14 protein-coding genes and 1 riboswitch are annotated in these 12,879 nt (G+C 35.4%); of the genes, 8 read left to right on the top strand and 6 right to left on the bottom strand.

Going from position 1 to position 12,879, the window contains the following annotated elements; all coding sequences use genetic code 11:
• Positions 1 to 5: 5 nt before the first annotated feature.
• The 3 genes from DRZ96_RS01610 (at position 6) to DRZ96_RS01600 (ending at position 3,464) form a co-directional block, all read left to right on the top strand.
• Positions 6 to 842, top strand: a complete 837-nt coding sequence (locus DRZ96_RS01610) for a 3-hydroxyacyl-CoA dehydrogenase family protein (RefSeq protein WP_070702248.1) — start codon at positions 6 to 8, stop codon at positions 840 to 842.
• A 530-nt stretch (positions 843 to 1,372) separates the two neighbouring features.
• Positions 1,373 to 2,851, top strand: coding sequence for a radical SAM protein (locus tag DRZ96_RS01605; RefSeq protein WP_112889325.1), 1,479 nt, complete (start codon positions 1,373 to 1,375; stop codon positions 2,849 to 2,851).
• 256 nt (positions 2,852 to 3,107) lie between these two features.
• Positions 3,108 to 3,464, top strand: coding sequence for a hypothetical protein (locus DRZ96_RS01600; protein ID WP_112889324.1), 357 nt, complete (start codon positions 3,108 to 3,110; stop codon positions 3,462 to 3,464).
• Positions 3,465 to 3,791: 327 nt separating this feature from the next.
• On the opposite strand, the gene DRZ96_RS01595 is transcribed toward DRZ96_RS01600, so the two are convergent.
• The 6 genes from DRZ96_RS01595 to DRZ96_RS01570 all read right to left on the bottom strand — a co-directional run bounded on the left by DRZ96_RS01595 (position 3,792) and on the right by DRZ96_RS01570 (position 8,696).
• Positions 3,792 to 4,466, bottom strand: a complete 675-nt coding sequence (locus DRZ96_RS01595; RefSeq protein WP_112889323.1) for an HAD family hydrolase — start codon at positions 4,464 to 4,466, stop codon at positions 3,792 to 3,794.
• Entirely contained in the window at positions 4,459 to 4,926 is a 468-nt protein-coding gene (gene ribH, locus DRZ96_RS01590; protein WP_112889322.1) for a 6,7-dimethyl-8-ribityllumazine synthase, read from the bottom strand. Before ribH ends, DRZ96_RS01595 begins: the two co-directional genes overlap by 8 nt.
• 35 nt (positions 4,927 to 4,961) lie before the next feature.
• Complete coding sequence (locus tag DRZ96_RS01585) at positions 4,962 to 6,173, bottom strand: bifunctional 3,4-dihydroxy-2-butanone-4-phosphate synthase/GTP cyclohydrolase II (protein WP_112889321.1); 1,212 nt, start codon at positions 6,171 to 6,173, stop codon at positions 4,962 to 4,964.
• Between the two features lie 16 nt (positions 6,174 to 6,189).
• A complete protein-coding gene (gene ribE, locus DRZ96_RS01580) occupies positions 6,190 to 6,834 on the bottom strand; it encodes a riboflavin synthase (RefSeq protein ID WP_112889320.1) in 645 nt (214 codons plus the stop codon).
• Positions 6,827 to 7,942 (bottom strand): bifunctional diaminohydroxyphosphoribosylaminopyrimidine deaminase/5-amino-6-(5-phosphoribosylamino)uracil reductase RibD, encoded by a 1,116-nt coding sequence (gene ribD, locus DRZ96_RS01575; RefSeq protein WP_112889319.1) that lies wholly within the window; start codon positions 7,940 to 7,942, stop codon positions 6,827 to 6,829. The genes ribE and ribD overlap by 8 nt, the downstream gene beginning before the upstream one ends.
• Before the next feature lie 50 nt (positions 7,943 to 7,992).
• A riboswitch (FMN riboswitch) is annotated at positions 7,993 to 8,104 on the bottom strand.
• A gap of 55 nt (positions 8,105 to 8,159) precedes the next feature.
• The gene (locus tag DRZ96_RS01570; RefSeq protein ID WP_112889318.1) at positions 8,160 to 8,696 is read right to left on the bottom strand and encodes a guanylate kinase; all 537 of its coding nucleotides are present in this window, start codon (positions 8,694 to 8,696) and stop codon (positions 8,160 to 8,162) included.
• A 113-nt stretch (positions 8,697 to 8,809) separates the two neighbouring features.
• Here DRZ96_RS01570 and pyrB point away from each other — a divergent pair, with 113 nt between their 5' ends.
• The 5 genes from pyrB to DRZ96_RS01545 all read left to right on the top strand — a co-directional run bounded on the left by pyrB (position 8,810) and on the right by DRZ96_RS01545 (position 12,870).
• On the top strand, positions 8,810 to 9,721 hold the full coding sequence (pyrB, locus tag DRZ96_RS01565) for an aspartate carbamoyltransferase (protein ID WP_112889317.1): 912 nt from the start codon (positions 8,810 to 8,812) through the stop codon (positions 9,719 to 9,721).
• Positions 9,718 to 10,149 (top strand): aspartate carbamoyltransferase regulatory subunit, encoded by a 432-nt coding sequence (locus tag DRZ96_RS01560; protein WP_112889316.1) that lies wholly within the window; start codon positions 9,718 to 9,720, stop codon positions 10,147 to 10,149. Before pyrB ends, DRZ96_RS01560 begins: the two co-directional genes overlap by 4 nt.
• 1 nt (position 10,150) lies before the next feature.
• Complete coding sequence (locus tag DRZ96_RS01555) at positions 10,151 to 10,852, top strand: dihydroorotate dehydrogenase electron transfer subunit (protein ID WP_112889315.1); 702 nt, start codon at positions 10,151 to 10,153, stop codon at positions 10,850 to 10,852.
• Positions 10,842 to 11,747: a dihydroorotate dehydrogenase gene (locus DRZ96_RS01550; RefSeq protein ID WP_112889314.1), complete on the top strand. Its 906-nt coding sequence runs from the start codon at positions 10,842 to 10,844 to the stop codon at positions 11,745 to 11,747. Before DRZ96_RS01555 ends, DRZ96_RS01550 begins: the two co-directional genes overlap by 11 nt.
• 166 nt (positions 11,748 to 11,913) lie before the next feature.
• Positions 11,914 to 12,870 carry a threonine ammonia-lyase gene (locus DRZ96_RS01545; protein ID WP_112889313.1) on the top strand — a complete coding sequence of 319 codons (957 nt, stop codon included), beginning with the start codon at positions 11,914 to 11,916 and terminating at the stop codon, positions 12,868 to 12,870.
• The last annotated feature ends 9 nt before the right edge of the window (positions 12,871 to 12,879 follow it).

The following is a 12,879-nucleotide window of genomic DNA, read 5'->3' as shown; positions in this document are numbered from 1 at the left end:
TAACAATGAAAATAGCAGTAATTGGATCAGGTACTATGGGAGCAGGTATTGCTCAAGTACTTGCAACTCATCACGAAGTAATAGTTAGAGACATTGCACCAGAAGCACTAGAAAATGCTAAAAATAAAATAACTAAGGGTTATGAAAAAAATGTTTCTAAAGAAAGAATGACTAAAGAAGAAATGGATAAGGCCCTAGCAAATCTTAAATATTCAAGTGATATTGAAGATGTAGTTGACTGTGACCTTATTATTGAAGCAGCTACAGAAAATCCAAAAATCAAAAAAGCTATCTTTACAGAATTATGTGAAAAATGCGATGAAAAAACTGTTCTAGCATCAAACACTTCATCTCTTTCAATAACTGACATTGGTGCAGCTACACAAAGACCTGAAAAAGTAATTGGTATGCACTTCTTCAACCCAGTTCCAGCTATGAAACTTGTTGAAGTAATCTCTGGAAAGAAAACTGATCCTAAAGTTAAGGACATGATTATTGAACTTTCTAAAGAAATTGGCAAGACTCCAGTGGAAGTTGACGAAGCTCCTGGTTTCGTTGTAAATAGAATTTTAATTCCAATGATCAACGAAGCAATTGGTATTTACGCAGAAGGCATTGCATCTGTTGAAGACATTGATACAGCAATGAAACTTGGTGCAAATCACCCAATGGGACCTCTTGCACTAGGAGACCTTGTAGGACTTGACGTTGTTCTTGCAATCATGGAAGTTCTCTACACAGAATTCGGCGATCCAAAGTACAGACCACACACACTTCTTAAGAAAATGGTTAGGGCAGGTCTACTTGGAAGAAAAACTGGCGAAGGATTTTACAAATATTAATAATTTAAATTTTAAAGAAGGCTTAGGCCTTCTTTTTTTATGAAAACTTTTATGTAAGTTCCTTAAATCACTTTCTTAATTTAATAATATATTTTCTTTAAATATAAGTGGGGTTGATTGCATGGAAAAATTATTAGCAAAAAAACTTTATTAGATTTATCGATTATTTTTGAAATTATTTTAATAATATTTTCCTAGCTATTTTGTTAGGGATTTTTTGTAATAAATTTAAAAACAAATTTATCTTCTTAGAAATTTTAATATGGATATTTATTTTAATCTAAAATTCAAGAAGAAAGTAATTTAATATTAATTCCATTAAAAAGAGGCAATGATGCCTTATCTATTTTTAATTAAATATTAGAAAAATTACTTTCTTTAAATTAAAACATAAAAAATCTAAAGAAGATTGAATTAATTCTAATAACTTAATATAAATACCTTTAAATTTATCTCCTTTTGTAGTAAAATATAAATAAATTGAACGTTGTTCAGAAATATTTTACTTAAAAACATCTAGGAGGTTAATTATGAAAGTTAATTATAAAGAAAATACTAATGAAAGCTTATTGACTCCACCTGAAGAAAATAAAAGTGATAAGAAATCTTTTAGAGAAAATTTAAAGGACAAAAGGGATGAAAAAATATTTACATCTGCTCTTAATCTTGCCTACAAGAGGGTAAAGAAGGATCCTCAAAAGGGGATGCTAGAAGTTGTAAATGTCTTTGACCAATTTATGATGCCATCATCAAAAGATGAAAACTCTGCAAAAGCTGGGCTTGAAAGAGTAAGAAATGAATTAAAAGATGAAAATTCAAAGTGGGTTTCCTTTGGTAGTGACATTGTAAATGGAATTGACGAAAACATTGTAAAGACCTCTGTAAAAAACGTAGGTTACAATGCTGCATACAAGGGAAATTCTTTGAGGAACAAACTTCAAAAAGAATATAATTGCAACATACCTTGGACAATTTTATTTGACCCAACTTCTGCTTGCAACTTAAAATGTACTGGCTGCTGGGCTGCTGAATATGGTCACAAAAACAATTTAACTTATGAAGAAATGGCAAGCATTGTAAGACAAGGAAATGAACTGGGAACTTATTTCTTTATCTTAACTGGTGGAGAACCACTCGTGAGAAAAGATGATGTAATTAAGCTTGCAAAAGAATTTAATGATTCTGCCTTCCACGTTTTTACAAATGGAACTTTGATTGATGAAGAATTTTGTAAAGAAGTTAAGGAAGCTGGAAATATTTCCTTTGCCCTAAGTATTGAAGGTACAGAAGAATCAACAGACTTTAGAAGGGGAGACGGAGTCTTCAAAAAAGTTATGAAGGCTATGGACCTAATGAAGGAAAACAAACTTCTTTATGGAGCTTCTATTTGTTACACAAGTAAGAACTATGAGTATGTGACAGACGACGAATTTATAAAAATGCTTGTAGATCATGGATGTAGGCTTGCTTGGTACTTCCATTACATGCCTGTTGGAAAGGGAGCAGACACAAGTCTTCTTCTTGACCCAGACCAAAGAGAATATGTCTACCACAAGGTTAGGGAAATTAGGTCAGCTGAATATCCTCAAAATATTTTTACAATTGATTTTCAAAATGATGGGGAATTCATCAATGGTTGTATAGCTGGTGGTAAAAACTACTTCCACATTAACTCTTTAGGTGACATGGAGCCTTGCGTTTTCATCCACTATTCTGACTCAAACATCAGAGAAAAAACTATTAAAGAATGTCTAATGAGTCCTCTATTTATGGGATTCCACGACAACCAACCTTTTAATAAAAACTTATTAAAGCCATGCCCAATGCTTGAAAACCCTGGAAGACTTACTAAGATAGTTAATGATTCTGGTGCAAAAAACACTGACATGATTGAGCCAGAAAGTGCTGAAGAATTACAAGAAAAGACTACACCATATGCTATGAATTGGAATAAGAAGGCCAACGAGCTTTGGAATGCTTCAAGGGAAAAGGCAGAGTCTTTTAAATAATAAAAGAATAGCTGAAAGGGGCTATATATCCCTAGTCAGCTATTACAATAAAGTTCATATTAAACTGTAGAACCGCCGTATACGGAACCGTACGTACGGTGGTGTGAGAGGAGGTAGATGAATTAATCATCTACCTCCTACTCGATTTGGTATAATAAGATGATAACGATATCACAAAATATTTTATATTCATTGATTTAAAAATAATTTGTTTTATAATATAATTAAAATAATTTTATATTATAGGAGGGTTAATATGAAGAAAGAATTAGATATAAAGAATATACTTTTAATTTCTTTAATTGCTTTACTATTCAGTTATTTGGGAACTAAATTATACTTATATTCTGGAAATAAAGCATTGATGGCTATAATGGATATTGTATATTATGTATTTATAGTTGTTGGTTTTGTAAAAATATTTAAAGCTATGTTTAAAGATAATATAAAGTTTTCAAATAATGAAGTTTTCTTTATGATAGCTGGTGCTGTTTATACTTTTAGTTTAGTATTAATTCAAGAATTCAATGATATACATTTGAGAAGTCTAATTTTTTCTATTATATTGATACTTTCTTCAATTTATCTTATTAAAATCAAATTAAAAGTTTAATATATTTATTAAATTAGGGAATTAAATTGAAAAAAGGTTCTAATGTATTAATGAATCTTAAAACGATTATAAAATATATATTGTATATAGATAAAAAATATATTTTGGTTTGTTTATCAGAAGCTTTATTTAACGGATTAAAAAGGAGGACAATGAAGTCCTCCTTTTTTGTTAGGGTTAATAATATTTTTAATTTGTGTCGAATTTAATCTTACAAAATTTAATGTTAATAAAAAAGAATTTATTTCCTTATCTTTTTTATCTTACAAGATATTTTTAAATTATTTTTTCGGCTAAATAAAATTTCACGATTTAATTTTTAATGAATTATAGGATTTCTAACATTTCTCTTATGGAATTAATCTTGTAATTTGCATCTTTGCCTTCGTCTTCTGGTCCGAAGCCATAGGTACAGAAGATGCTCCTAAGATTATTTTTGTGGGCTGCATCCATGTCGTGGTGCCTGTCGCCAACAAAGATAATCTCTTCTTTGAGATTTTTTCTCTCCTGCCTTATGATTTCGTCCTTAGGTATGAAGTCAAAAGTTTCTGCTGCGTAATACTTTTTGAAATATTTTTTTATTCCATATATATCAAGGGCTTGGTCTAGGTAGGACTCGCGACAATTGGAAAGAATGTAGAGGTCGTAGGTCTTTGAAAGTTTTTCCAAGACTTCCTCTGTCCCATCATAGAGCTTTCCAACCTTATTTCTTATATTTTCGTCCATCTTCTGACCAACATGGGTCATGACTTTTATCTTAAAGTCTTCATCAGCCTCTTTTGCCAAGAGGTCGTAAGCAAAGTTTGGTTTCTCGCCCAAAAATCTTTTTACATTGTCTTCAGAAAGTTCAAAGTCTTTTGCATAACCATGTTCCTTTAATATTTTAACTCCTTCTGAGAAGGCAGGGTAGTAAATTTTTATGGTGTCGTGGAGGGTCCCGTCAAAGTCAAAAATTATGCTTTTGACATTTTTAAGTTCTTCCCTTATAGATTGTTTATCCACGAATCTCACCAAGTAGGTTGGCCATTTCAATAGCAGCTGTTGCAGCATCGAAGCCCTTGTTGCCAGCCTTTGTACCAGCTCTTTCAATGGCTTGTTCAATATTTTCTGTTGTGATAACTCCAAAGATAATTGGCACTCCAGTTTCAAGTGAAGATGAAGCAATTCCCTTGGCAACCTCAGCTGATACAAGTTCGTAGTGGGTAGTTGCTCCTCTTATAACTGCGCCTAGGGCAATGACTGCGTCGTACTTTTTGCTTTGGGCAAGAGCCTTGGCAGCTAGTGGGATTTCAAAGGATCCTGGAACCCAAATTACTTCGATTTCTTCTTCATTTACTCCATGTCTCTTTAGACCATCAAGACAGCCGTCTAATAATTTTGAAACTATAAACTCGTTAAATCTTGCCAAAACTATTGCGTATTTCTTTCCTTGTGATTGTAAATTTGCACTGTAAACTTTCATATTTCCTCCAATTTTTAAAAATTTTATAAAATAAATTAATCTTCTTTCTTAAATTCTGATAAGATGTGGTTCATCTTTTCTGCCTTAGTTCTCAAATAAAACTCGTCATGTTTTGTTGAGTGAATTTCTATTGGCACTCTTTCCTTTATCTTCATGCCAAATTCTTGAAGTGAATAAACCTTGTCTGGATTGTTTGTGAGTAGTCTCAACTCTTTAACTCCAAGGTCTTCAAGGATTTGTGCGCCAGTTGAATAGTCTCTTGCATCTTCTGGGAAACCTAGAGCCAAGTTTGCCTCAACTGTATCCATGCCTTGGTCTTGAAGGGCATAGGCCTTGATCTTATTTACAAGTCCAATTCCACGGCCTTCTTGACGCATGTATAAGAGAATACCTCTTCCTTCCTTGTCGATTTGATTCATGGCAAGGTGGAGTTGGTTGCCGCAGTCACATCTTGATGATCCAAAGCAGTCGCCAGTTAAACATTCAGAGTGAACTCTCGTTAATACATCCATTCCGTCGCCGATTTCTCCTTTGACAAGGGCTATGTGGTGTTCTCCAGTTACTCTGTCGATGTAGGCATGAGCCCTAAAGTCTCCAAACTTTGTTGGAAGTTTTGCTTCGGCAACTTTTTCTACGATTTTTTCATGTCTCTTCCTATAAAGAAGGAGCTCTTCAGTTGTTGTTATCTTCATGTCAAGCTCTTGTGCCAGTTTAAATAGGTCTTCGCCACGCATCATGTGACCATCATCTTGCATAATTTCACAGCAAAGTCCCACTTCCTTGAGTCCAGCAATTTTCAAAAGATCAACAGTTGCTTCAGTGTGACCACGTCTCACGAAGATTCCATCTTTCTTTGCCACAAGTGGGAACATGTGGCCAGGTCTTCTAAAGTCCTCTGGCTTTGCGTCATCTTCTGCAAGCTTGTTGGCAGTTAGGGCTCTTTCCCAAGCGGAAATACCTGTAGTCGTGTCCACGTGGTCAACAGAAACTGTAAAGGCAGTTTCGTGGTTGTCAGTGTTGTCTGCCACCATTTGATTTAATTTTAATTTTTCTGCGTATTCCTTTGACATTGGCATACAGATTAGGCCCTTGGCAAGGGAAGCCATGGTGTTTAGACTTTCTCCAGTGGCAAACTCTGCTGCCTGGATCATGTCGCCTTCGTTTTCTCTATCTGGTTCGTCAGTTACTATGACAATTTCGCCCTTTTTAAGAGCTTCAACAACTTCTTCAATAGAATTAACTTTCATTTTATCTCCTCTCAATTTAAAAACCATTTTCTAGTAAAAATGATTTTGTAATTTTGCTTTCTGTTTTTGTATTTACAAAATTGTAGACATAGCGGCCAATTATATCAGTCTCTATATTAATCATGTCTCCAACTTTTTTATTTATGAGATTGGTGTCCCTAATAGTAGTTGGAATAATTGAAACTTCAAAATATTTTTCTCCAACCTTTGAGACAGTAAGACTTATACCGTCAAGGGCAATGGACCCCTTGGGGGCAATGTATTTAAAATTATCGGAGTCGAACTTTATCCTGTAGACAATTTCATTTCCGTGGTTGAGGATAGAAATTATCTCGCCAAGTCCATCCACGTGACCTTGGACTATGTGGCCGTCAAGTCTCTTGGAAGGACTTAAGGCTCTTTCAAGATTTAGTTTTTCTCCTCTTTTTAAATTCTTAAAAGTTGTAGAATTTATTGTCTCAACCATAACATCTGCCTTGTAAAAGTCTTGGCCCAGTTCTGTGACAGTTAGGCAAACTCCATTTGTTGCAATAGAATCGCCTCTCTTTGTGCCCTCTAAAACTTTGCTGCAAGAAACCTTCAAGCTGTAGAGGTCACTTTCTCTTTTAATGTCACTAAGGCTTCCAATTTCTTCTATAATTCCTGTGAAAATTTTAATCACACCTTCCAGTGACTAGTATGTCATCAAATAATTTTTCGGACTTCATGTCCTTAATCCTTATTGCATCCTTTAGCTCGTCTATTTCAAGATCTCCTATGGCAGGTATGCCCTTGGACCCAAGTAGGATTGGAGCAATAAAAAAGTAAAATTTATCAACTAACTTATTTTTTAGCATCTCTGCATTTAAGGTCCTTCCACCTTCAAGTAGGATGGAGGAGATGTCGTAGTCCTTTAATTTTTCCATGAGGTCTTTAAGGTCAACCTTCTTGTCCTTGTCTTTACAAATTAGGATTTCAACATTCTTCATAGATTTTAATTTCTCTAGCTTTTCTTTGTCGCAAGCTTCTGTTGTTGCTATGATACAGATTGACTCCAAGTCATCTCTTAGTACCTTGGCATCAAGAGGAATCCTCAAACTTGAATCTGTGATGATCCTTATGGGATTATTTTTATATTTGCCATGGCGGGTGTTAAGAGTAGGGTCATCAGCAAGGATAGTTCCAATACCCACCATAATTGCATCAAGCTGGCCCCTGAGTTCGTGACCATGAGCTCTTGAAAATTCTGAAGTTATCCATTGGGACTCTCCAGTCTCTGTTGCAATTTTTCCATCAAGGGACATGCCAGCCTTTAAGACAACAAAGGGTCTCTTATTTTTTAAGTAAGTGAAGAATCTCTCATTTAGGTTTAAACATTCTTCCTCGCAAAGACCTTCTGTGACAGAAATTCCTGCATCTTCTAAAATTTTAATTCCCCTGCCAGAAACTTTTTCAAAGGGGTCGGCTGTTCCAATGACAACCCTCCTTATCCCTTCCTTTACAATCCTCTCAGCACAGGGAGGAGTCTTCCCATAATGGGAGCAGGGTTCAAGGTTTACATATAAAGTTGCACCTCTTATGTCTTCGCCACGAGATTTGGCATCTAAGATTGCATTTACTTCTGCATGGTTGTCACCAAACTTTAGGTGGGCACCTTGTCCAATTATCTTGTCATCTTTTACAATCACGCAGCCAACAAGGGGGTTGGTCTTTGTCTTGCCAGTTCCCTCTCTTGCAATTTCAAGGGCACGTTCCATGTAAAAGATATCGTTAAAATCTTCTAAATACATTAAATCACCTATAAAAAAAGAGCCCATGCAGGGCTCTAAAATTCAAAAAAAATTATCTTCTTTCATCCAGACTATACTGTCGGTATTGGAATTGCACCAATTCAGCTTTCGCTCGCGGACTTTACCGCCGGTGAGGAATTGCGCCTCGCCCTGAAGAATTTTATTAACTTATAAATTTATAATAACACTAGAAATTAAATTGTCAAGGAAAAGAAAATCATTTTCCCTCTTTAATATTTTTGATTAGGCTAATAACATCTTCAAAGACAGAGTCTATGTCCCTGTCAGCATCGATGATGTAGTCTGCATAGGGATCAAGGTCTTCTAAGACATCAAGTCTCTTTTCGATATCATTTGCATGGTCATTTCTCTTTATCATCCTGTCCCTTAAAGTTTCCCTTGAGCACTTGAGATAAATTGACCTTGCATTTTCAAAATCATTTTTTATTGCAAGGACCCCTTCCTTATCAACTACAATTACACAGTCACTGTCCTTGTTGTTATTTTTTTCAAGGTCTTCCTTGAGGGTTGAATAGTAATTTCCCACATAGCAAGTTGTCCCAATAAATAAATTGTCTTGGTCCATCTTCTTAAAAATCTCTTGGTCGATAAAGTTATAATCCATGCCATCCACTTCAGAGACTCTTGGCGATCTCGTCGTGTAAGTAATTATTTTTTTTATTCCGTGTGAAGTCAGGGCATTTCTTATAGTTGATTTGCCTGAACCAGAATGTCCTAGTATTAAATAAATCATAATTGCTCCTTAAATTTTAATTTCGTAAGTATAAGATATTTTTTCTATTATACTTTACAATTATAAAAATTTGAAGTACTATGGATAAGATAAAATATTAGATGGAGGTTAGGATGAAACATTTAATTGAGCCACTAGATTTTACAACTGAAGAATACGAAGAAATTTTTAGACTAGTTGATGACATTATTGCAAAGCCAGATGATTATTCTCATGTTTGCGACAATAAGTTATTAGCTAGTCTTTTTTTTGAGCCTTCTACCAGGACAAGACTTTCCTTTGAGACTGCAATGCTAAGGCTTGGAGGACAAGTTATAGGATTTTCTGATGCAGGAGTAAGCTCATCGACAAAGGGTGAGACTCTACTCGATACAATAAGAGTTATAGAAAACTACGCCGATATTTGTGCCATGCGTCACCCAAAGGAAGGGGCAGCACTTATGGCATCAAAGGTAGTGAAGACTATGCCAATTATAAATGCAGGAGATGGTGGTCACTTCCACCCAACTCAAACTCTTGCAGACCTAATAACAATTAGAAACTACAAAGGATCCTTTGACGACTTAACCGTGGGGCTTTGTGGAGACTTAAAATTTGGAAGGACAATCCACTCTCTTGTGAGAGCCCTTAATAGGTATGAAAATGTGAAATTTATTTTTATTTCACCTGAGGAACTCAAGATGCCAGATCCCTTTAAAAACTTTATAGATAAGGAAAACTACGAGGAGACTAGGGATCTTGCAAGTGTAATTGACGACCTAGATGTCCTTTACATGTCAAGAGTTCAAAAGGAGAGATTTGTTTCTTCAGATGAGTATGAAAGATTAAAGGACTACTATATTTTAAATGAAGAAAAGTTAAAAAATGCAAAAGAGGACATGATTATTCTTCATCCTCTACCAAGGGTAAATGAAATTGCACCTGAGGTGGACAAGGACCCACGTGCAGTTTACTTTGAGCAAACAAAGTTTGGAATGTATGGTAGGATGGCACTGATCATGAGACTTTTGGAGGCTAGAAAATGATAAATGTTTCAAAAATAAAAAAAGGAATTGTACTTGACCATATAGAAGCAGGCAGGGCCCATGTTCTTTACAAGGCCCTTGAACTTGACAAGGTGACAGATCCAGTTGTACTTATGCAAAATATTTTCTCAACTTCCATGGGTAAGAAGGACTTAATAAAAATCGAGACAGATTACGACTTGGACTTCACAGTCTTGGGACTTATTGCCCCTCACACAACTGTTAACTTTATAGAAGATGGCGAAAGGGTCAAAAAAATCCGCATGGAGATGCCAGAACTTGTTGAAGATGTCTTGACTTGCAAGAACCCAAGATGCATAACAAATTCTGAAAGAGAAGTACCCGGTCACAAGTTTTTCTTATATGATAGGGATAAGAAGGAATACAAGTGCGAATATTGTGACACAGTAACCACATATGGAGAATGATATGGCAAAGATAATAGAAAATATTGATGTATGTAAGGACTACTTCATATTGAGAACAGATTTAGACGTAAAAGTTTATCCAGGACAATTTTTTATGCTAAGGGCCTGGGAATCTTATCCAACTCTTTCAAGGCCAATTTCAGTTTATGACGTCACTGATGGAGTTGACTTCTTAATAGAAAAAAGAGGAGAGGGAACAAAGATCCTTGAAAGCTTAAAGGAAGGCGATGAAATTAAATTATTTGGTCCTTTTGGCAATGCCTTCTATGCAAATGTAGATGAAGTTGCCCTAGTAGGTGGTGGAGTTGGAGTTGCTCCCTTCCACTATTTAATTAAAGAGATTCAAAAACTAAAACCTTCTTCAAAAATCACCCTCTATATTGGAGAAAGGGAAGAGCTTGAACTTGAAAATGCCTTTAAGGATATTGATTGTGACATAAAAATTAAAAAGGGCGGCTTTATAACAGATATAATTGATTTTGAAAGCCACGACTTAATTTACACTTGTGGACCAGAAATTATGATGAAAAAAGTTGTTGAACTTGCAAAAGACCATGACGTGATTACTTATGTTTCACTAGAAAAGAGAATGGGATGTGGCCTTGGCGCCTGTCTATCTTGTTCTTGTGAGACAAAGAGAGGCAGAAGAAGATCTTGCAAGGAAGGACCAATATTTAAGGGGAGTGATTTAATTGACTTCTAGGACTAAAATAGATTTAGCAGGGATAAAATTAAAAAATCCAATAATAATGGCAAGTGGTACTTATGGATTTGGGGAAGAGTTTAAGGACTTTTATGACCCAAGGATCCTAGGAGGAATTTCTTCTAAGGGGATCACAAGACATCCAAAAAAAGGAAATGATGGCATAAGAATTTGGGAAACTCCATCAGGAATTTTAAATTCAATTGGACTTGAGAACCCAGGAGTGGAAGAATTTGTTAAGACAAAAATCCATGACATGAATAAGCTTGGGACAGAAGTTTTAGTAAATCTTGGTGGCAATACCATAGAAGAATACATTGAGTCTGCAGAAATTTTAAATGACTACGACTTTGCAGCCATTGAGTTAAATATTTCTTGTCCTAACGTCAAGGAAGGTGGCATGGCCTTTGGCATGGACAAGGACTCAGCAGCAAGTGTTGTAAGAGAAGTCATGAAGGTGACAAACAAAAAAGTTTTTGTAAAACTTTCTCCCAATGCTGGTGACATTGTTGGCATTGCCAAGGCAGTGGAAGCTGAAGGTGCAACAGGACTTTCTCTTATAAATACAATTCTCGGCATGGCAATTGACTTAGATAGAGAAGAGATTCCCTTTGACAATACCTACGCAGGTTTGTCAGGTCCAGCAGTAAAACCAATTGCCCTTAGGATCCTCCACCAAGTTGCAAAAAATGTAAACATTCCAATTATTGGGATGGGAGGAATTTCAAATTATAGGGACGTCTTAGAGTTCTTAATGGCAGGAGCCACCGCAGTTGAAATTGGAACTTACAACTTTATGAATCCCAATGGAGGAGCAGAAATTATATCTGACCTTGAAAAATATTTGGAAGAAAAAAATAAAAATATAAATGATTTTGTAAAAAAATTAGTTTAAGAAAAGGGATCTTCTAACAAGAGGATCCTATTTTTATAAGTATTATTGGAAAAGAATTTATTTGATTTTTATAAAATCCAAATTAATTTTACAAATTCACTTTAGCATATTATAATATCAAAAAAAGGGTATAGTATACTAATTGTTTATTTATAAAGGAGATAAAATGGATTATAGAAACGGATACAAGGAAACGATAAAAGCTAGAGAAAGAATTAGGGACTACATTTATGAAACTCCCTTGGTGAGACTTAATCACATATCTGAAATGCTTGGCACATCTGTCTATGCAAAACTTGAAAATATGCAAAAGACAAATTCCTTTAAGATAAGGGGTGCCTTAAATAAAATTAGAAAACTTTCTGATGAAGAATTGAAAAAGGGAGTTGTAACTGCTTCTTCTGGCAACCATGGCAAGGGGATTGCAACTTGTGCAAAAATCTTGGGAATTCCAGCGAAGATTGTCTTGCCAGATACTTCTACTGAGACAAAGAGGCAAATGATAAGAGACCTTGGGGCAGAAATTGAAATTACGACTGTGGAAAAGAGATTTGAAGTGGCAAAGGAAATTGCTGACAAGGAGGGCATGACTTTCATCCATCCCTTTGACGACCTAGATGTTTCTGAAGGTCAAGGAACTATTGCAGTAGAGATTCTAAACAAGATGGACCACTTGAAGATGATTGTTCCCATTGGTGGTGGCGGACTAATCTCTGGTATTGCCATGTACACCAAGGGAGTTACAAGATGGTCTAAGGTCATTGGGGTTGAGCCAGAAAATGTTGCCAGATACACTCTGTCACTTGAAGAAGGTCAACCTAGTGAAGTTAAGAGGGGAGAAACTCTTGCTGATGGACTTCTTTCTGTTAAGCCAGGAGACCATGTATTTCCTATTGTAAGAGATCTTGTTGACGATGTAGTTACTTGCCAAGATAAATATCTTAAAAAAGCTTTAGATTTATTGTATAATAAAGAGAAATTAATTGTTGAGCCTTCTTCTGCTATTGGACTTGGTGCAATTTTAGAAGGCAAAATAGAATATGATGACAGGGACAAGCTTGTTCTTATTATCACAGGTGGAAATGTAGAAGGAAGCAAAATCGAAGAAATAATCAATTCGTAGGGAGGAAAT

This window comes from Peptoniphilus harei, from assembly GCF_900454685.1.
GTDB classification, from domain to species: domain Bacteria; phylum Bacillota; class Clostridia; order Tissierellales; family Peptoniphilaceae; genus Peptoniphilus_A; species Peptoniphilus_A harei.
This window is presented reverse-complemented; position numbering and strand designations above follow the sequence as displayed.